The organism is Pseudomonas sp. Yb2C2 (assembly GCF_052112325.1).
In the GTDB taxonomy this organism is placed as follows: domain Bacteria; phylum Pseudomonadota; class Gammaproteobacteria; order Pseudomonadales; family Pseudomonadaceae; genus Aquipseudomonas; species Aquipseudomonas marginalis.
The window spans coordinates 107,695-126,690 of sequence record NZ_JAVAJK010000022.1 but is presented as its reverse complement, the minus strand read 5'-3'; the positions used below and the strand labels follow the sequence as shown (position 1 = coordinate 126,690).

15 protein-coding genes are annotated in these 18,996 nt (G+C 61.2%); 2 read left to right on the top strand and 13 right to left on the bottom strand.

Features of this window, described 5'->3' with window-relative positions:
• From Q8X51_RS25900 to Q8X51_RS25865, 8 genes are all read right to left on the bottom strand, one after another.
• Positions 1–1,388, bottom strand: a 1,388-nt coding sequence (locus Q8X51_RS25900) for a polyurethane esterase (protein WP_407694984.1), incomplete at its 3' end; no start/stop codon positions are given.
• 40 nt (positions 1,389–1,428) lie between these two features.
• The gene (locus Q8X51_RS25895) at positions 1,429–2,766 is read right to left on the bottom strand and encodes a TolC family outer membrane protein (RefSeq protein WP_065927585.1); all 1,338 of its coding nucleotides are present in this window, start codon (positions 2,764–2,766) and stop codon (positions 1,429–1,431) included.
• A gap of 2 nt (positions 2,767–2,768) precedes the next feature.
• Entirely contained in the window at positions 2,769–4,061 is a 1,293-nt protein-coding gene (locus tag Q8X51_RS25890; protein WP_065927586.1) for an HlyD family type I secretion periplasmic adaptor subunit, read from the bottom strand.
• A gap of 97 nt (positions 4,062–4,158) precedes the next feature.
• On the bottom strand, positions 4,159–5,886 hold the full coding sequence (locus tag Q8X51_RS25885; RefSeq protein WP_407694235.1) for a type I secretion system permease/ATPase: 1,728 nt from the start codon (positions 5,884–5,886) through the stop codon (positions 4,159–4,161).
• A gap of 103 nt (positions 5,887–5,989) precedes the next feature.
• Positions 5,990–6,358 (bottom strand): AprI/Inh family metalloprotease inhibitor, encoded by a 369-nt coding sequence (locus Q8X51_RS25880; RefSeq protein ID WP_027605779.1) that lies wholly within the window; start codon positions 6,356–6,358, stop codon positions 5,990–5,992.
• 49 nt (positions 6,359–6,407) lie between these two features.
• Positions 6,408–7,841 (bottom strand): serralysin family metalloprotease, encoded by a 1,434-nt coding sequence (locus tag Q8X51_RS25875; RefSeq protein WP_065927588.1) that lies wholly within the window; start codon positions 7,839–7,841, stop codon positions 6,408–6,410.
• A 367-nt stretch (positions 7,842–8,208) separates the two neighbouring features.
• Positions 8,209–9,312 (bottom strand): DmpA family aminopeptidase, encoded by a 1,104-nt coding sequence (locus Q8X51_RS25870; RefSeq protein ID WP_065946724.1) that lies wholly within the window; start codon positions 9,310–9,312, stop codon positions 8,209–8,211.
• A 9-nt stretch (positions 9,313–9,321) separates the two neighbouring features.
• The gene (locus tag Q8X51_RS25865) at positions 9,322–10,686 is read right to left on the bottom strand and encodes an APC family permease (protein ID WP_407694236.1); all 1,365 of its coding nucleotides are present in this window, start codon (positions 10,684–10,686) and stop codon (positions 9,322–9,324) included.
• 200 nt (positions 10,687–10,886) lie between these two features.
• Between Q8X51_RS25865 and Q8X51_RS25860 the strand changes: the two genes are divergently transcribed.
• Positions 10,887–11,672, top strand: coding sequence for a helix-turn-helix transcriptional regulator (locus Q8X51_RS25860; RefSeq protein WP_137211914.1), 786 nt, complete (start codon positions 10,887–10,889; stop codon positions 11,670–11,672).
• Between the two features lie 294 nt (positions 11,673–11,966).
• On the opposite strand, the gene Q8X51_RS25855 is transcribed toward Q8X51_RS25860, so the two are convergent.
• The 4 genes from Q8X51_RS25855 to Q8X51_RS25840 are packed head-to-tail and all read right to left on the bottom strand — an operon-like array spanning position 11,967 to position 15,740.
• Positions 11,967–13,046 carry a polyamine ABC transporter substrate-binding protein gene (locus tag Q8X51_RS25855; protein ID WP_065927592.1) on the bottom strand — a complete coding sequence of 360 codons (1,080 nt, stop codon included), beginning with the start codon at positions 13,044–13,046 and terminating at the stop codon, positions 11,967–11,969.
• A 60-nt stretch (positions 13,047–13,106) separates the two neighbouring features.
• A complete protein-coding gene (locus Q8X51_RS25850) occupies positions 13,107–13,448 on the bottom strand; it encodes a cupin domain-containing protein (RefSeq protein WP_065927593.1) in 342 nt (113 codons plus the stop codon).
• 27 nt (positions 13,449–13,475) lie between these two features.
• Entirely contained in the window at positions 13,476–14,882 is a 1,407-nt protein-coding gene (locus tag Q8X51_RS25845) for an NAD(P)/FAD-dependent oxidoreductase (RefSeq protein WP_137211912.1), read from the bottom strand.
• A 48-nt stretch (positions 14,883–14,930) separates the two neighbouring features.
• Positions 14,931–15,740 carry a helix-turn-helix transcriptional regulator gene (locus Q8X51_RS25840; RefSeq protein ID WP_065927595.1) on the bottom strand — a complete coding sequence of 270 codons (810 nt, stop codon included), beginning with the start codon at positions 15,738–15,740 and terminating at the stop codon, positions 14,931–14,933.
• Positions 15,741–15,997: 257 nt separating this feature from the next.
• Between Q8X51_RS25840 and Q8X51_RS25835 the strand changes: the two genes are divergently transcribed.
• On the top strand, positions 15,998–16,270 hold the full coding sequence (locus tag Q8X51_RS25835; protein ID WP_027605770.1) for a DUF1652 domain-containing protein: 273 nt from the start codon (positions 15,998–16,000) through the stop codon (positions 16,268–16,270).
• 81 nt (positions 16,271–16,351) lie between these two features.
• Here the strand turns inward: Q8X51_RS25835 and Q8X51_RS25830 are convergent, their stop codons facing one another.
• On the bottom strand, positions 16,352–18,799 hold the full coding sequence (locus Q8X51_RS25830) for a UvrD-helicase domain-containing protein (protein ID WP_407694237.1): 2,448 nt from the start codon (positions 18,797–18,799) through the stop codon (positions 16,352–16,354).
• Between the last annotated feature and the right edge of the window lie 197 nt (positions 18,800–18,996).

The window sequence follows — 18,996 nt, the reverse complement described above, 5'->3', positions numbered from 1 at the left end:
ACCCCCACCAACGTCACCGAATCCGCGCCAAAACTGATCACCGTGTCCCCGCCCACGACCTTGGCGTGATCACGGTAATCCGCACTCCCCTCAACGTCCCTGAACACCAGCTTGTCCGTCGCTTGATAGCCGATAATCCGGTCCTGGCCAAACTGCCCGCTGAACAAAAAGGTGTTATGCCCGCTGCTGTCGCGGATCGTGTCATTGCCCTTGCCGCCCTCGATAAAGTCCGCGCCCTTGCCGCCCTGGATCAGGTCATTGCCGTCACTGCCAATGATGTAGGTATCGCCCTTGTGCGGTTCGGCATTGCGGTTGAGGTCCTGCACCCAGGTGGTGGCGCGTGCCGGGTCGGACAGGTTGGCGACGATAATCGTCGAGTCGCGGCTCATCTGCCCATAGAATCCGGACTCGAGGATGCGCGTCATCCCATCGCCATAACCCGTAGGCAAATGGGAGATCCAGGTCGGCAGGTTGGTGATGGAAAACGGCAGCACATTCCACAGCGTCGAAGCGTAGTGGTCGTTAAAGCTGACGATATTGTCGGTGGTTGATTCATGGGGTTTGTCATGCACGCCCAACGATGACCAATTGAAGGATGATCCGTCCAGCGCACGGAATACCGGGTCGTTTTCGTAGCCGATATTAAGCACCTTGTCGCCGGCGCTCTGGGTCGGCGAGGCGTAGGCCAGGTAGTTGGCGTCCTGGTAGAACCCCGCCCATTTGCTGCTGCTCAAGTCGGCCATGCTGTTGACCGCCAGGCCGCCCAGGCTATGGCCGCTGACCACTACGTCGTGGCCGCTGAGGCCGTGGGCACTGGCGTAGTCGGCGACGTTCTTGAGCAGGCCGCCAAAGGCTTCACCGGCATAGTTCTTCGCGTAATCCTTGGGGCCCAACGCTGCGAGCAGATCGCTGACCAGATCGCCAATGGAGTCGCTGACCAGCGTTTCCCGAGGGCCCGACGTACCGCGAAAACCGATACCGATTTCCAGCAGCTTGCCGGCTTCATCGTACTTGCCCAGCACCTCGACCTGGGCTGTGGTGTAGCCGGCTTTTTCGCCGAAGAACGTGCCTCGGGCGTCGACCTTGCCGGTATAGCCCAGGGTGCTTGCGCTGATGGGCGTCCAACCGGCTTGTTGCACGGCCTCCAAGGCGGCTTTCTCCGAATCCGGGTTCCAGGGAATGCCGGGAATCACGCCCTGGGAATCCGTACTGCCCAGCAGTGCAGCGACCAGCGTGGCGGGCAAACCGAGCCCCAGGCCGTTGTGCTGGTAGCCCACGGCAAAGCCGTTATCCAGGTTGTGATAGGCGTACAGCGTGATCGCCATGGCATCGGCGAACAACGCTTTGGAGCCCTCGGCTCCGAGGTTTTTATAGTCGAACACACCCATGGTATTGCCTCTCTGTTGTTGGAATTGTCGAGAAAGTCAATTAATGCGGTGCCGGCCCGAACGCCTCATCCACCTTGGCCAGGTCGGTGTCGCGCAGGTTGCCGGCGTAGTAGTGCAGTTTGGTCCAGGCCATCAGGTAGTCGTAACGCGCCTGGGCCAGGTCGCGCCGCGTGCTGTAGAGCTGTTGTTCGGCGTTCAGCGCATCGAGGTTGACCCGCTCGCCACCGAGGATGCTCTGCTGGGTCGACAGCACCAGTGCTTCTGCGGAGGTCAGGGCCTTTTGGTAAGCGCGCAGTTTGCTCACGCCAGACAGGCACGCGCTGAACTGCCGACGCAGTTCGATCAGGGTCTCGCGGGTCTTGCCTTCCAGCTCATACTCGGCCTGTTCCATGGCGCGGCTGGCCTGGCGGGTGGACGCGGAGATACCGCCACCGGCATACAACGGCAGGCTCACTTCGACGCCGATGGTGTTGGTGTCGTAGCGCTGGTTGTAGGTGTTGCCGCTATCGGACTCCTGCTGGCGCGAACTGGCATACGCAGTGACCTTGGGCAGGTGCCCGGCGCGGTTGCGCTCCACTTCATAACGCGCGACTTCCAGGGCCTGGCGCTGGGACGCCAGCGTGGGGTTGTTGCTGATCGCCAGTTCATGCCAGGTGTCGTAGTTGGCCGGGGTCAGGGTGAACGCGGCGAAACCTTCGTTCAACGGGGCGAGGTCGTCGATGTTGACGCTTTGCACACCGATCAGCGCACCCAGTTCTCTAAGCGAGGCGTCCTGCTCGTCCAGCGCCTGGATCTCTTCGGCGGTGGCCAGCTCATAGCGCGACTCGGCTTCGAGGATATCGGTGCGGGTGCCCTCGCCCTGCTGGAACAGGTGCCGGTTCTGCTGGAACTGCTGCTCGAAGGCCTTCTTCTTGGCCCGTGCGATGTCGATCTGGTCCTGGGCAAACAGCGCCTGGGTGTAATAGCTCAGCACCCGCACCAGCAGCGCCTGGCTCTTGTCGCGAAAGCTTTCATCGGCGAACAGCGCCTGGGCCACGCCCTTGCGGTAGTTGGCGTAGGCCTCATAGTCGAACAGCGGCTGTTGCAGGCTGAAGGTCGAGCCGTAGCTGTTGTAGTTGCGGTCGTCGTGGTAATTGCCGCCACGGCCGTCGGGCAAGGTGGCCTGGGAGTTGTTGCGGCCCTTGTTGTAGTTATACGACAGCTTGGGCAGCAAGCCTGCGCGGCCGATGGTGCGGTTTTCCAGGCCGGCGTCGCGCTCCTTGATCGCACCGAGAAACACCGGATCGTTACGCAAGGCCTGTTCGTATACATCGAACGGGCCCATGGCGGCCTGGGCGTTAATGCAGGTAAACAGCAAGGCGATGAACACAGCTTTCATGCTCATTCCTCGGTCAACGCGGAGCCGGCGCGGTCGAGCAGCGGCTTGAACAGGTAATTGAGCAACGAACGCTCGCCGGTGCGCACAAACATCTCGGCGGGCATGCCCGGCTTGATGACCAGGCCGTGGAGTGTCTCCAGTGCTGCCTCGCTGACGGTGGTGCGCAATACGTAATACGGCGCGCCGGTTTTTTCGTCGAGCATCTGGTCGGCGGAAATCAGGCTGACCTCCCCCGGCACACGCGGGGTGCGGCTCTGGTTGAAGGCGGTGAACAGGATATCCACCGGCAGGTGCGTGCCGACCTTGTCCACCAGGTGCACCGGCAAATGCCCTTCCACTTCCAGGCGCGTGCCCTGGGGCACGATTTCCAACAGGGTTTCACCGGCACGCACCACGGCGCCTTCGGTGTGCACGCTGAGGTTGACCGCAATGCCGTCAGCCGGTGCGTTGATCTCGCTGTGTTGCAGATCGAAGCCGGCCGAGGTGAGTTGCTGCTCGAGGGTCAGGCTGCGCAATTGCGCGTCGGCCAATTGGCTGCGCACGTCCTTCTGGTATTCCTCGCTGTGCTGCTGCAATTTCAGGCGCGATTCAAGGATGCCCTGCTCCACCCGGCCGCTCTCTCCGGTGTTCTGCGCCAGGTCCTGTTGCACCTGGGACAGCTGGCGTTGGTACTCCATCAGCCGGTTGCGCGGGATATAGCCGTTGTCGGCCAGGGGTTGCAGGTTGCTCAGTTGGTCGCGCAGGGACTGGGCCTGGGCGGTCAGGTCGCTGCGGGCGCGGCGCATGCCGTTGAGCTGTGCGGTGGCGCCCTCGATATTCGCGCGGATGCCTGCCTGTTCACGGGCAAAGGCTTCGCGACGGCTGCTGAACAATTGGCGCTGGCCTTCCAGGACCAACGCCAGTGCGGGATCGGGGTTGCTGCTCAGCTCGGCGGGAAAGGTGATAGCGGATTGATTGTCGCGCTCGCTCTGCCACCGCGCGACGCTGGCCCAGGCCATGCGGTACTGGGCCTGCAGGGACTGCACGTCGGCCTGATTCTGGGTCTGGTCGAGACGGAACAGCGGCTGGCCTTGCTTCACCAGCTCACCCTCCTTGACCAGGATCCGACTGACCACGCCGGGGCTGAAGGTTTGCACCGCCTTGCGTTTGCCCGACACCACCACCGTGCCCTGCACCGGGATGCCCTGGTCCAGGGGCGCCAGGCTGGCCCAGAGGAAAAAGCCACCGGCACCGACCACGGTCAGCAGCCAGCCCATGCGTACGAAAAAACGGGCGTCGTGTTGTTCATGAATCATGCTGACATCCTTACTGCTTGACGCAAAACCTGTAGGAGCGAGCTTGCTCGCGAAAAACTCAGCGTCACCGCGTGTATCCAATCAGGGCGCATCATCGTTAACGCCCTTCGCGAGCAAGCTCGCTCCTACCTTGGGGCGCTTGGTCACGGTGGCCGGACAACGCCCGCAGCACGTCCTGGCTCGGCCCGAATGCCTGCAAACGCCCTTCGTTGAGCACCAGCAATTTATCGACCTGGGCCAAGGCCGAAGAACGATGGGTCACCAGCACCACACTGCTGCCCTGGGCCTTCATCTGCACAATGGCGCTGGCCAGCGCGGCTTCGCCGACGGTGTCGAGGTTGGAATTGGGCTCATCCAGTACGATCAAGCGCGGCCCGCCGTACAGCGCACGTGCCAGGGCTACGCGTTGTTTCTGGCCGCCGGACAGACCACCGCCGTTATCGCCGAGGACCGTGTCATAACCGTGGGGCAGGCGCAGGATCAATTCATGCACGCCGGCTTGCTGCGCAGCTTTCACCACCCGCTCGGGGTCGGCCTCGCGAAAACGTGCGATGTTGTCGGCGATGCTGCCACTGAACAGTTCAATGTCCTGGGGCAGATAGCCGATGTACGGGCCGAGGTCGTCGCGGTCCCAGCGGTGAATGTCCGCACCGTCCAGGCGCACGGTGCCGGCCAGGGTCGGCCACACGCCCACCAACACACGGGCCAGGGTGGATTTGCCGGAGCCCGAGGCGCCAAGCACGCCGAGCACTTCGCCGGCGCCGAGGCTGAAGCTGACCTGATGCAGGGTGGGCATGCGCCGCCCGGGCGGCGCCGCGCTGACCTGTTCGAAGCTGACCTGGCCCTGGGGTGCGGGCAATTTCATCTGTTCCACTTCCGGCGGGAACTCGCGCAGCAATTCGTCCAGCCGCTGGTAGGCCAGCTTGGCCGAACTCCATTGCTTCCAGACCGCAATCAGCTGGTCGATGGGGCTGAGTACGCGGCCCATCAGGATCGAGCCCGCGATCATCATCCCGGCGGTCATGTCGCCCTTGATCACCAGCAGCGCGCCCAGGCCCAGCACCAGGGATTGCAGGCACAGGCGCAGGGATTTGCTCAACGAGGTGATCACCGACCCGGTATCACTGGCTCTGTTCTGCAAACCCAGGAACTGCGAATGCACAGCAAACCAGCGGTGGCGCAACGCGTCGAGCATGCCCATGGCCTGGATGGTTTCGGCGTTGTGCAAATGGCTGGTGGCCAGCTGCGTCGACTGCTGGGAGAAGCCACTGGCCTCGCCCAATGGCTTCTTCGTCAGGTATTCGTTGAGGCACGCAAGGCCGATCAACAGCACTGCGCCGGCGGTGGCCAACACCCCGAGCCAGACGTTGAAGAGGAAAATCACAAACAGGTAGATGGGAAACCACGGCGCATCGAAGAACGCGAACAGCGCCGGCCCGGTGATGAATTGGCGGATATGGGTCAAGTCACCCAGGGATTGCCCGGCATGCCCCTGGCCGCGTTGCAGGTTGCGTTCGGACGCAGCCTTGTACACGCGCAAGTTGAAACGCCGCTCCAACTGGCTGCCGATGCGGATCACGATAAAACTGCGGATGACCTCAAGCAGGCCAATAAAGGCAAAGAAGCCCACCACCATCAGGGTCAACATCACCAGGGTGGTTTCATTCTGCGAGGAGAGCACACGGTCATACACTTGCAGCATGTAGATCGACGGCACCAGCATCAACAGGTTAATCAACGCGGTAAAACAACCGACGCTGATCAAGATGCTCTTGTATTCACCCAGCGCCTTGAATAAAGGCGCAACCGCATGGGGCCTGGCCATAGGTTTTGATCTTCCTTGAATCAAATTACGCGCATAAGTTTGCCGTCCTCCGCGATAGAGGCCGCTCAACTAATGAAATCGAGTTATAGGCTTATAACAACAACTAAGGCACTCGTTTTAATTCAACCACGGTGCCGGACTTCGTCCGCGCCTGATACTCGCCGTCTTTCTGACGATTCAAATGGGTGATCCCGCTGCCTTCGGCATTGAACAGCCAGATACCGTCGGGTGTGGGCGACCAGGTCAGGGGCTTGTCCCCCAGCCACTGCGCCACGCAGGCCACATCGCCGCCCAAAGCATTGGCCTGCTCGAGCAGGTCCAGTGCACACACCTGATCCTGCTGGTGCAACTGCCAATGCCCGGCCAGCTGGGCGCTGGTGGGTAAAACAAGACTGCTCGCCATTGCGTGGGCTCCTGCCGACACGAACATCACCTGCAACACGCAGGCGATCACATTGTAAAAACGCTGCATCTGTACGCTCCAGCCTGGAGACGCGGCGCTTGCGCGCCGCGCCCGTGCATCATGCCACGATGTCGCTGACCGCTGCCTGGCCGACGGTGGTGACGAGGAAATCCGCCACGCCGTGCCCGGAGAAGTCGACGGCCAGGGTGCCCAGGTTGGTGCCTGCCGCGTAGGTCAATACCGCATCGCCGGCATGCCCGGTAAAGGCATTGACGAAGGTCAGGCCGGCCCCTTTGGTGATGCCGCTGAGGTCGATCTTGTCCGAGCCCGAGGTGAAGTCAAAGATCTTGTCCGCCGCCCCTGGCTTGGAATCGGAACTGGCGCCGAACACAAACGTGTCGTTGCCCGCGCCGCCCCACAGTTGATCCGCGCCGCCGCCACCGTAGATGAGGTCGTTGCCGGCCCCACCCTTGATCACGTTGGCCGCGTTGTTGCCGATGATCAGGTCGTTGCCCGCACCGCCGAACGCGTTCTCGACGGTCACGCCCTTGGCGATGGAGACGTTGCCGACCAGGCCGCCAACGTCGGAGAACGAGGCCTCATTGAGGTTGATCTTCTGGTTCTGGGTGAAGCCGGAGAAGTCCAGGGTGTCATTGCCGCCACCGTCCCAGACCGAGAACACCAGCTTGTCGGCGTTGGACGTGGCGCTGAGGAAATCACGCCCGGTGTTGGAGTTGAACCCGTAGGTGGTGTCGCCGGCGCGGGTGTTGTAGTTGGCACCGTAGAGCTTCTGGATCGCGGCGATGTCGTCGATCAGCGGGCCAGAGGCATAGGCTTCTACCCCGCCTTTACTGAAGTTCTGGTTGGTGTTGCTCTCGCTCCAGTAACTCATGAGGCTGTAGCCGCGCGTGTCCTGTCCATAGGTCGCGTCGTTGTAGGTCGGGGCGCCTTCGCCGGCGTTGTAGTCGCCAGGGTGAGCCAGGCCCAGGGTGTGCCCGATTTCGTGGGTCAGGGTCTGCCGGCCGTAGTTGTTCAGGTCCGGGGTCTTGTTCGGCGTGTAGCTGTTGTTGGTCAGGTACCACGAGGTGCCGTCGTAGCCTGCACCGGTGCCGGGCAGGTAGGCGAAGGCTGCCGCGCCGTCCTGGCCGCTGCTGTAGTTGCCGAATGTCATGTGGCCGTCACCGCCGGTGGCTTTCTCGGTGAAGGTGACGTTGGCCACGTCCGACCAGGATTGCATGGCCAGGGCGGCCTGTGCTTTCTGCTGGGCGTTGAACTGGCTGAAGCCCGAGATACCATGTTTGTTCATGGTGCTCGAGGACGCCGAGGTCAGGAAGGTGTAGGTCAGGTCGATCTTGCCGTTGCCGTCAAAGTCCCGGTACGCGGCGCCGTCGCGCAGCAGCTGGGTGGCCGCCTGGTCAACGGTGTAGGAGGGTTTGCCATTGATCGTGAGATTGCCGCCACGGTCATACAGATGGCTGAAGCTATCGATTTGCGAGTAAGCGGTGCTGGCTTGCGCCGCCGACACGATAGCCTTGTCTTTTGCTTTTGACATAAACGTACTTCCTTGTTTGCAAATGCATCAGTCTTGGGTCGATAGGAATCCCGTGGGCGAGATCGTCCTATCACTCGCCTCTTTTGAAGGCGTCACGAAACTGACACAACTTGAAATCTTTCGTCTACATCTTTTCCAGCATGAAAATCGGGCAACAAACATGCATTCCAAGTTAGGCGCCGTATCTGTTGGGCAACGTTGCTGTTGTCCGACAAAAGACAGCGGAGGGTTATTTAAATATTAAATAGCGCTAAAGCCACTCAAGTTGAACGGCGCACTTGATAATTGGATCCATTGTATTGTCACGGTGTCATTGGCGACATTAAACAGCCACTGTTTATATTTATATATCGGCGCTGGCCCTCCCTTATCGGGACGCGCGCCAGCCCGTGTCGTGCAATGCCCGTATCAACGTTTCGCCTTTCAAGCCCGGAACCTGTACGCCGTCGTCGGTCACCATGTCTTCGCCCGCCAGGATTGCGTTGATGATCGCCTCCTCCACCGCCTCCGCCGCAGCGCTGAACAGCGGGGATATATGATCGTTATTCACCATCTGCAAGGTGCTGCTCAACGGCAGGCCCTTGCGCGCGTAGTCCGCTGGCGGCAGTTCCTGGTTGCCAGTGGCGAAGGCCAGGAACAGGTCGCCGCTGGAATCCTCGGTGCCACCGCCGGTGCGCGCGATGCCTATAGACGCGCGTTGTGCCAGGCGCTGGCATTGGTGCGGCAGCAGGGGCGCATCCGTGGCGATGATCACCACGATCGAGCCCATGCCCGGCGTGCCTCGTTCGGCAAAGGGTGACGGCAGGTCCATCAAGCGGCGGCCCACCGGATAGCCGTCGACCCGCAGTTCCTGGCGCTTGCCATGGTTGGCCTGGACCAGCACGCCGACAGTCCAACCGCCCTGCTCTGCCGGCAAACGGCGCGAGGCGCTGCCGATACCGCCCTTGAATTCATGGCAGATCATCCCCGTCCCACCGCCCACCGCGCCTTCTTGCACGGGGCCGCGTTCGGCGCTGTCCAGCGCCTGGCGCACATGCTCGGGGGTGACGTGCTGGCCCCAGATATCGTTGAGCAGGCCGTCGTAGGTTTCCATCACCACCGGCATGCACCAGTACACCGCCGGGTCCGCCAGGCGCTCGCGCTCCAGGGCAATCAAGGTGTCGCGCACGATGCCGATGCTGTGGGTGTTGGTGATGGCCAGTGGCGTGGTCAACAGGCCCGCCTCGCTGATCCATTCCAGGCCAGTGGCGTCGCCATTGCCGTTCAGCACGTGATACCCGGCAAAGCATGGCTGCAACCGCGCTTCCCCGGCGCGGGGCTGGACCACGCTGACGCCAGTGCGCACCTGTTTACCGTCGACGCGGGTCTTGAGCGTACAGTGACCGACCCGAACCCCGGGAACGTCGGTGATGGCATTCAACTCGCCGGGTGTGCCCAGCCCCAGCGTGATGCCCAATTGACGTGCACGCATAACCACTCCTTACAATTTTTGAAAGGCCGGACTCGACCGGCCACTGATGCAATACAGAATCACCGACAGGGCCAGCAAGCCGATGATGATCATGATGTCGCGTACTGACGCCGCGTAGATCAAGGTCACCAGCAAGTAACCCGCGCCCAGTGCAGCCAGCAACGCCGGCAGCGGCCACAGCGGCATGCGATAGGGATGCTCGCGGTCGCGCAGCAGCACGCGGCTCATCAGCGCGCTCAACGCCACCACCAGGTACACCAATATGATCAGCAATACGCTGAACGAGGTGAGGTCGGCCAGGTTGGAGCTGAAGCTCAGCAACGCCGACGGGATCGCCAGGAACAGCGTGGCCAGCCAGGGTGAATCCCAGCGCGGATGAATGCGGGTAAACAGCTTGTTGATGGTAGGCGTCCACAATGCATCGCGCCCGCTGCTGAACACCACGCGGCCAATCTGGATAACGATGGCGACGATGGCGTTGAACACCGACAGGAAGATGCCCGCGCTGACCAGGCGCGACAGCGTTTCGTTGCCATGGCTGGTGAGCAGGTAGCCGATGGGGTCCGGGCTGCTGATCATCGCACTCAGTGACGGCGCGCCGATCAGCAGCGCCGTGATCGGCACCAGCTCGATCACCACCACCAGGCCCAGGGACCACAGCACCGCCTTGTGTACGCCCTTGCCCCCGCATTTCATGTCTTCGGCCAGCAACACGGCGGGGCCGTAACCGTTGTAGGAAAACAGGCCAATGCCTACCGCGCCGATCACCAGGGCCCAGGGCGCCAGGTGCAACACACCGTTTTCGACAATCTGGGGTTGAAACAGCACGCTGGCCGGCTGCACCGGGTTACCGAAGCCGATGCACACGATCACCAGCAACGCCGCGACTTCCAGCAGCAGGCAGATCCCGGTGATCCAGGCGTTGAGCTTGATATTGAGGATGCCCAGGGCGTAGCTGCACACCACGATCACCAGGGCCACGGTTTGCGCGTCGAATCTGGTACCCAAGGCGTTGTTGAGGTAGGTTGCGGCACCGGTGGCCAATACCGGCGGGATAAACAGCAGCATCACCAATACGGTCAGGAACGTCGCGTAGCCGGCCATGCCGCCGAACACGCGCTTGGCATACACATACTCGCCACCGGCGCTGTTATGGGCGCGGCCCAGTTCGGCGTAGCAAAACGCGAACATCAGCGCGAGCAGCCCTGCCATCACGAACGCCAGGAACACGCCGCTGCCAGCCTGCTGGATGGCAAAGGGCGCGATCACGAAAACGGAACTGGCGGGGGTCACAGCCGAAACGGTAATGGCCACCACATCGAAGACGCTCAGGGTGGGTTTCAGCACGCCGTCGGGCGTGGGGGAAGTGCTCATATCGTTATCCTCTGTCGTTGTTCTTGGTGTGAGGCAGAAACGAAAGGTCTGAAAGTGGCGGGATATGTTTCCCGCTGAATGATGCCAAAGGTAACCGTGGGGTTTATGCCAGCCAATTCCCCTATTGGCGTACTCCCCTTGACGGCACCCGGCAAAAGCCGAACCCTTGGGGCGATCTTTTGTTGGCGGGAGCTTGCTACATGAGCCTGTTTCGTGAAGTCGGCATGCACGCCGGCCTGGGCCGCACTGTTGCGCACATCGGCACCGAGCGTTTCTGGAAACAGCTGGTGCTGTTGTTGCACCAATGCGTACCCTTCGATAACGCGCTGGCGATCTTCTATCCCGTGGATGGTGCGCCCCAGGCACTGGAAGAGTACGACGCCCAGCCGAGCAGCAAGCCGGCGTCGATGCTGGTGTACCTCAATGGCCTGTATTTGCTCGATCCGTTTTTCCAGGCGTGTCGCGAGGGGTATGCCAGCGGCGTGTACCGGCTTGAGGAAGTGGCGCCGGACCATTTTCGCCAGAGCGAGTATTTCCTCAGCTACTTCCACGACAACGTGCTGGAAGACGAGGTGCAATTGATCCTGCAGTTGCCGGGCGCGGGGACGTTGTCGCTGTCACTGGGCATGCAGCGGCGATTCAGCGTTGAGGAGACCGGGTTGCTGACGACGCTGGCCGCCTGGGTGCTGCCGTTGATGCAGCAGCACTGGCAACAAAGCACCCGGCGCGCGCCGGCCATGGACCGCCAGATCCGGGATGCACTGAGCCAATTCGGTTGCGGTGTGCTCTCGGACCGCGAACTGGAAATCGCCCGCCTGGTACTGCGCGGATTCTCGTCCAAGGCCATGGCCGAGCGCCTGCATATCTCGCCGGACACGGTGAAGGTGCACCGCCGGCATCTGTACGCGAAGCTGGACATCTCGTCACAGCCGGAACTGTTTTCGTTGTTTATCCAGTCGTTGGGGCATGACCTGGAAAACCCGTGAAGCCCAGGGTGTACTCAAACCAAGTGTGGGAGGTCCCACAATCTCTTCGACCTAGCGCTGTCACGCAGAAAACTGGGACCCCTGTGGTGAGCGGGCTTGTCCCGCGTCGGGCTGCGCAGCAGCCCCAAAACCAGGCGCAGAGGAATACCTGATACACCGCATTCGTCTTCATCAGGGGCGCTTCGCACCCCAGCGCGGGACAAGCCCGCTCACCACAAGAATGCGGTCGCCTGAAATTGTTTATGCAAGACTCAGATTAATGGGGGGCTCGCCCTCCCCCCACATCAGACTTCTTCAGCGGCCCATTCGAATGGTGTTCCACACCCGCGTGCGAATCCGGTCGATGTTCAGCGGCATCGCCTCCAGCGCGAATAACTTGCCCATCATTTCGTCGCTGGGGTAGATCTTGGTGTCCGCCTTGATCTCAGGGTCTACCAGGCTATCCGCTGCACGGTTGCCGTTGGCGTAGTGCACGGAGTTGGTGATGTCCGCCATCACCTGGGGCTCCAGCAGGTAGTTCATGAACGCGTAGCCGGCCTTTTCATCGGGGGCATCGGCGGGCATGGCCACCATGTCGAACCAGATGGCGGCGCCTTCCTTGGGAATCTGATAGCCGATCTTCACCCCATTCTTGGCCTCCTTGGCGCGGCTTTCGGCTTGCAGTACGTCGCCGGAGAAACCGACCGCCACGCAGATGTCGCCATTGGCCAGGTCGCCGGTGTATTTCGAGGAGTGGAAGTACGCCACATAGGGGCGCACTTTCATCAGCAGCGCCTCGGCCTTTTTGTAGTCTTCGGGTTTTTTACTGTGGGACGGCAGCCCCAGGTAGTTGAGGGCGATGGGCAGCAATTCCGGGCCGTTGTCGAGGATCGCTACCCCGCACTTGCTGAGCTTTTCCATGTACTCGGGCTTGAAGATCAGGTCCCAGGAATCCACCGGTGCGTTTTCCCCCAGTACCGCCTTGACCTTGTCGATGTTATAGCCGATGCCGGTACTGCCCCACAGGTACGGGAAGCCATGGGCATTACCCGGGTCGTTGTTTTCCAGGGCCTTGAGCAGTACGGGGTTGAGGTTTTTCCAGTTGGGCAACTGACTCTTGTCGAGCTTCTTCAGGGCGCCGCCCTGGATCTGCCGTGCCATGAAGTGGTTGGACGGAAACACCACGTCGTAGCCGGAGTTACCCGTCATCAGCTTGCCGTCGAGGGTTTCGTTACTGTCATACACGTCGTAGCTGAAACCGATGCCGGTTTGTTTCTGGAAATTCTTCGTTGTGTCCGGCGCGATATAGCTGGACCAGTTGTAGATCTTCACCGTCTCAGCGGCTTGGCTGATAGCGGCCACCCACATCAAGGGCAACAGGGCAATGGCTTTCATGGTTCGATTTCCTGGCGATTTTAGGGCTGTTTTTATGGCAGGCGATCAAGGATCAAAGCGTTACAAAATCAGTACGTAGGTTTTGCGCACGGTTGCCTGGATGTCCCAGATACCGGTGCTGTTGGCCGGCAACATCAGTGCGTCACCGGCTTGTATGTGAACGATTTCACCGTTGTCAGGGGTGAAGGTGCAGCGACCCTGGATAAAGTGGCAGAACTCCTGGGATGTGATCTGCCGACGCCAGCGGCCCGGGGTGCATTCCCAGATACCGGTCTCGACGCCGTCGCTGCGTTCAACGCTCAAGGTCGAGGCCACGGCGATCGGCTCGCCCAGGGGCACGGCCACCGGTGATGAGTCCGGCAGTTGGGCATGCAGCGCGTCTTTGAATTGAGTGATGCTCATGGGGTTTTCTCGTGTAGGTGAAACGGCTCAATGCATGAAACCTTCCATGAACCCGGCTATGCCGATCGCCAGCTTGCGGCGCCAAGGTGCTGTGTTGGGGTTGGCCAGCACCTGGTCTTCATGGACAAAACTGCGAATGATCGCGTTGTAGCCAAGCCAGCGGCATGGCTCCGGCTCCCAGGCCTTGAGCGCGTGCAGGCCACGCTCACGGATCACCCAGGGTTGGTGGATCAGAGGTGTGTCGCGACTGAGGATCAGGTCGGCCAAGGTGCGGCCGCCCAGGTTGGTGGCACCGACGCCCTCCCCGCCGTAACCACCGGCCAGGGCGATGCCGGTCTTGTGATCGCAGAGCATGTGCGGGCGGAAACGGCGCGACATGCCGAGGTTGCCACCCCAGGAATGGGTAATCCGCACCTTTTTCAGCTGTGGGAAGAGTTCGCCGAACAGGTAGCGGCGCAGTGCCACTTCGCTGTCAGTCAAATCAAAGTTGTGGCGCAATTTGCCGGCGAACTGGTAACCACCGCGGGCGCCGAACACCAGGCGGTTATCCACCGTACGCTGGCCATAGGTGACCTGGCGGCTGCTTTCGCCAAAGGCCTGGCCATGGCTCAGGCCGATTTCATCCCAGGTGCCGGCGGGCAGCGGTTCGGTGGCAACGATCAGGCTTTGCACCGGCAACTGGTATCGGCCGAGGGGCGGCAAGGTATTCGCATAACCCTCGACAGCCGGCACCACCCAGGCAGCGCGCACACGGGCCTTGGCGGTGCGCACAGTACCGGACTGCCAGTGGGTCACCGGCGTGTTTTCATAGATCGTCACGCCCATGCTCTCCAACACCCGCGCAAGACCGCGCACTAGCTTGGCCGGGTTGATCGTGGCGACATGGGGGGCATGGATACCGCCATAGGGCTTGGCGATGCGGATCTGTTCAGCCAACTGTCGAGGGCTCAGCCAGCGATAGTCGGCTTCGGTCAGGCCTTGGGCGTAGAGCTTGTCCAGGTAAGCGCGCAGGCTGCCTTCCTGCTCGGGGTAGCGTGCGGCGCAGTACAGCGCGCCGCCCTTGCGGTAGTCGCAGTCGATGCCTTCCCGGGCCAGCACTTGGGCCACTTCGTCGGGAATGCCATGCAGCAGGTCGAAGGAGGCGCGGCGCTGTTCAGGCGCAAGGCCGGCCAGCAGGCGGTCTTCGCCCAGCAGATTGCCCATCAGCCAGCCGCCGTTACGGCCCGAGGCGCCGAAGCCAGCGGTTTGCGCCTCGATAATCGCGATCTTCAACTCAGGCGCCTGGCGTTTCAGGTAGTAGGCGGTCCACAGCCCGGTGTAGCCGGCACCGATAATGGCCACATCGACGTCCAGGTCATGCTCAAGGGCCGGCCGCGCCGACAGCGGGTCGTCCAGTTGGTCCATCCATAAACTGATAGTGCGCCATGCCGGCATGCCAAGTTCCCCAACCACATTTCGATGGAGGGATCCTAGAACTCCGGGTTATTCGCTGTCTTGCGCGCGTGCACGCAGGGAAATTTGTTTGACGTAGGCCTTGGGCGACTGGCCGGTGTGCTGGCGGAAGGCGCTGTAGAACGCCGACAACGAATTGAAACCGGCGGCGAAGGCCAGGTCGTCGACCTTGATCGGTGGTTGCGCGGTATCCAGTGCGGCCAGCAGGTGCTGGAGCCGAGCCTGGTTGACGTAGCGGTAGAAGCTTTGCCCCAGCACCTGGTTGAGCAGGTAGGAAATCTGATTGCGGCTGTAGCCACACTCCTTGGCGACACGCTGCAGGTCCAGTTCCGGGTCCAGATAAGGCTGCCTGCACTCGAAGTACTGCTGCAAGTCATTGGCCATATGCCCCAATTGCTGGGGTGACAGGCCCAGGCGGCTGACGCTGGGGCGCTGGGCCTGGGAGGGTTGTTCATGCACCAATGACGCGTACTCGTTGACGCGCCAGATCAACCCATCGCGGACGGTGATGGCCTCGCTGGTACGGAATGACACCAGCCCCTGACCGCCGCGCAAGGTGATTCGGTACTGGATGAATGCCGTGTCGCCATCGGCACGGATGCGGTCGGTATGTTCAATGGCTTCGTCGGCTTCGCGGGGCATGCTGGCTTGCAGGTACTCACGCAGTTCGGCGTAACCGACCACACGGTTCTGGAAAAAGTCGTGGTACTGGATGTCCGGGTGGTAGTAGGACATCACGCCGTCAAGGTCGCGATGACGCCAGCACAGGTGGTGGCGCAACACCAGCTCACGCGTGGCGTGGGTGTTATGGCAATCATCGTCTGGCGCGATGTCGGGCATGGAAGGCTCTGAGGCGGGTAAACCTCGGAGATTGCCGAATTTTGCCACTGCCGACAATGGCCAAGTGGAACTTCGCATTAGTGGCATTGTGCCCAATCGTGAGTAAGAGATGACCCACATCAAGCGAATGGCTGACAACCGCCGAACGGGGCAGAAAAAGTCACCTTGTACTTGCGAACGAATGCTATTTTTAGCTTCTACGACGCCACGACCAGTGACGGTCCTGGCCCCCTGCCGCGAGCTAAAGGAAGCGCTCAATGAACAAGGTGGGCAACATGAACAAAGTGACATTCCCCAACGCCTGCCAGCTGATGCGCTGGCATTTTCATCCGATGGGCTTCGAGGGCAGCATGGATGCGCCCGGCAGTATGGTCGCCCGCCTGTTCGACCGGGCCAGCGGCGAGACGCTGATTGCCATCGCCGGCATCCCCTGCGCCACCGTGATGAATGCTGCCGATGTGGAGCGGATTATCGAGGCGGTGGAGGATGAGTTGGAGTCGTTTGTGCCGCCGTTGTCGCTGAGGGCCTGATTCCGGTCCAGCCAGCAGAAAGAAGCTCAACTGTGGGAGGGGGCAAGCCTCCTCCCACGTTGGAATCGCATTTGTCCCCTACTAATGGCGCTGATCGTCGAAAAACGCTTTCCTGCCGTCGACCCGCTCCGAGGCTTTGGGCACATTCACCGCCTGGCCCTCGGTTTTTTCCACATACCAGTAGCAATGGCTCACGGCCCGGGTAATCCCGACGTAGGCCAGGCGCAGCACTTCGTCCTTTTGCGCAGTGTCGTAGGGTTCGCTGTCCCCGTCCTTGCCCAGGCCCGCCATGCGGTAGACCTGGTTCTTGTAGGGCGAGCTGGTCACATGCTGGCAATCACCGAGCAGGAACACCGCATCCGCCTGCAGGCCCTTGGCGCTGTGGTACGTCAGCTGCTTCAACCTGCGCGTCGCTGCGGGCAAGCTAGAATCAACATTAACAATCGACTGAATATGCTCTTGAATCAGTAACTTATCGCTACTTTTTCGATACAGCATTAATATCGAATCGCCCCGTTGATAATGCTCCAGCAGTTGCCGCCCCAACGCCGCATCGTCCCGCTCCAATACCGTGACCGGCACCAAGGCTTTTGGCGTGCCGCTGGCCTTGGCCTTTTTCCCCGGGATGGCCGGTGCGGCGCGCACGATATGTTCGGCGGCGTCGATGATGTGCTGATGGCTGCGGTAGTTCTCGCCGAGCATGACGCGGGTAGTGCTCGGCGCCGGGAATTGCTGGTTGAATTCCATGAAGTACTTGGGCGAACTGCCGCGCCAGCCGTAGATCGACTGCCAGTCATCGCCCACGCACAGCAAGGACGAACGTTGCGCACCACGGCCCACATGCATCGCCGGCCCACGACTGCGGATTTCCCGCAGGCTCGCGCGTATCCACGAAACGATCTGGGGCGATACGTCCTGGAATTCGTCGATCATCAGGTGCGACATTGGCCGCAGCAGCGGATCGCTGAGGAGCTTGAGATTTTCCGGGGTGTTCTCGCCGAACAGCGAGAACATGCGGTTATAGGTCATGATCGGCGGTGATTGGTCGAGAAGGTGGTCTTCCAGGGCCTTCCAGAAAATGCTCAGGGCTTCAAAGAAGAACCGGTCCGGGTCGTCCTTGGCGAAGCTCATCTGGCCGACGGCGGTCGGCACGTCCAGCCCCAGGTTCTCGATAAAGCCGGCGGCCATCACGAAACTGTCCAGCAGCGGCGCCGACGCCAGCTCACCCTTGACCTTGTAATCAAAGCCGGGACCCGCGCTGGCATCCCCGGCGAGACTACTTAAAAGACGCTTTGATGCATCATAACTATCAAGCCATATCAATGGCTTACGACAGAAAGCTTGAAACAAGGTGCGCTTTACCGCCCACTCTGCACGGACCGACAGCTTCGAATTCGGCCGGCTGACCTGGGGGTTTTCCCTGGCGTCAAAGCCCAGCACTACCCACGCATCCAGCGCCGGGATATAGCCGTGGCAATGGAACTGCGCGCCATTGATTTCGAAGCGCTGGCGACTGGGCTCAATCCCCTTGATCGGCCAGGCGCCGGCACGAAACCACAGGTCCTCGATCACATCGCAGAGTTCTTCATCGCGCTTGGCCGCCAGTTCGGTCACCGCTATGCGCTTTTGTACATCCGGATGATCGCGCTCCAGTTCGCGCAGTTGCAGGCCGTGGCGTGCCAGCGGTGCAATCAGTTCACGAAACCGTGCATGTCGCCCCTGCAACTGGTGGTAGCAGGCATTCATCTGCTGGCGCTGGGCGTCGCTGATGCGCAGGTCGAACGGGTTGCTGTCAGCGTCTTCGAAACCGGCACTGAGGTTTTCAAACGCCTGCAGGCGCTCAAAACCCGGCAGGCTGCGGACCATCGGCAGGATGCGCGAGTGAAAGGTGCGTACCACCGCCTGGGCTTCTTTCATATCAATGGGTTGGCCCCACAGGGTGAGAATGTCCATGAGCTTGTTGATGAAGTCTTTGCGCGACTCGCGGGTGAAGGTCACCACGGTCATCGAGCTCAATTCGAACCCCAGGTAATGGGTGAGCAGCAAAATACGCAGCACCAGCGAGGTGGATTTACCCGCGCCGGCACCGGCGATCACCGAGGTTGACGGCGTATCGCTGAAGATCATCTTCCATTGCGCCGCGCTCGGCTGGGCATGGGCCGGCAGCAACCGGGCCACATCAGCCTTGATGCGTTTCTTCACGTCGGCGGTCAAGGGTAGCCGCCAATCGTCGAACAGGCTGTCATCGACGCCGGGCGCGCGGTGCTCATCGGGACGGAAGTCGCGGATCAACAGGACTTGTCGGCCTTCCTCGATGCCATCGGCCTTGCCCTCGCGATAGCCATACTCCACGCCGGCCTCGTGACCACTGCGAAAACCATCGGCCTGCCCGTGCAACCAGGAAAACCGATGCTGTGCGCGCAAACGCGTCAGGCCATGGCCAAACAGGCGTGCGGCAAGGCGTTTGAGCAGCGGCATTTCCGCCAATGGGCGCAGTTCGGGGGGCAGATCAGGCTTGTGTTGCGGCACGCGGACTCCTGCGATGAGCTGGGTTTTGACAAGGGCACCATGGTCGCCGGAATCGGCGCTCAGTTCCAGCCAATTGCTTTACCGTCATGCAGTTAGGCGATGAAGTGAAAGTCAAAACGCCAGCAATCAATCTAATTCACCGATAGGAATCAGGCATTTTTTACGCTTTTTTTCGATCATGGGCTCACGGATCATAG

Bases quoted from the DNA above. Each gene is read 5' to 3' on its own strand.
- Q8X51_RS25865 (WP_407694236.1), bottom strand. From the start codon at position 10,686: ATGAGCACTTCCCCCACGCCCGACGGCGTGCTGAAACCCACCCTGAGC.
- Q8X51_RS25855 (WP_065927592.1), bottom strand. From the start codon at position 13,046: ATGAAAGCCATTGCCCTGTTGCCCTTGATGTGGGTGGCCGCTATCAGC.
- Q8X51_RS25895 (WP_065927585.1), bottom strand. From the start codon at position 2,766: ATGAAAGCTGTGTTCATCGCCTTGCTGTTTACCTGCATTAACGCCCAG.
- Q8X51_RS25845 (WP_137211912.1), bottom strand. From the start codon at position 14,882: ATGCCGGCATGGCGCACTATCAGTTTATGGATGGACCAACTGGACGAC.
- Q8X51_RS25860 (WP_137211914.1), top strand. From the start codon at position 10,887: ATGAGCCTGTTTCGTGAAGTCGGCATGCACGCCGGCCTGGGCCGCACT.
- Q8X51_RS25840 (WP_065927595.1), bottom strand. From the start codon at position 15,740: ATGCCCGACATCGCGCCAGACGATGATTGCCATAACACCCACGCCACG.
- Q8X51_RS25875 (WP_065927588.1), bottom strand. From the start codon at position 7,841: ATGTCAAAAGCAAAAGACAAGGCTATCGTGTCGGCGGCGCAAGCCAGC.
- Q8X51_RS25870 (WP_065946724.1), bottom strand. From the start codon at position 9,312: ATGCGTGCACGTCAATTGGGCATCACGCTGGGGCTGGGCACACCCGGC.
- Q8X51_RS25890 (WP_065927586.1), bottom strand. From the start codon at position 4,061: ATGATTCATGAACAACACGACGCCCGTTTTTTCGTACGCATGGGCTGG.
- Q8X51_RS25835 (WP_027605770.1), top strand. From the start codon at position 15,998: ATGAACAAGGTGGGCAACATGAACAAAGTGACATTCCCCAACGCCTGC.
- Q8X51_RS25880 (WP_027605779.1), bottom strand. From the start codon at position 6,358: ATGCAGCGTTTTTACAATGTGATCGCCTGCGTGTTGCAGGTGATGTTC.
- Q8X51_RS25885 (WP_407694235.1), bottom strand. From the start codon at position 5,886: ATGGCCAGGCCCCATGCGGTTGCGCCTTTATTCAAGGCGCTGGGTGAA.
- Q8X51_RS25850 (WP_065927593.1), bottom strand. From the start codon at position 13,448: ATGAGCATCACTCAATTCAAAGACGCGCTGCATGCCCAACTGCCGGAC.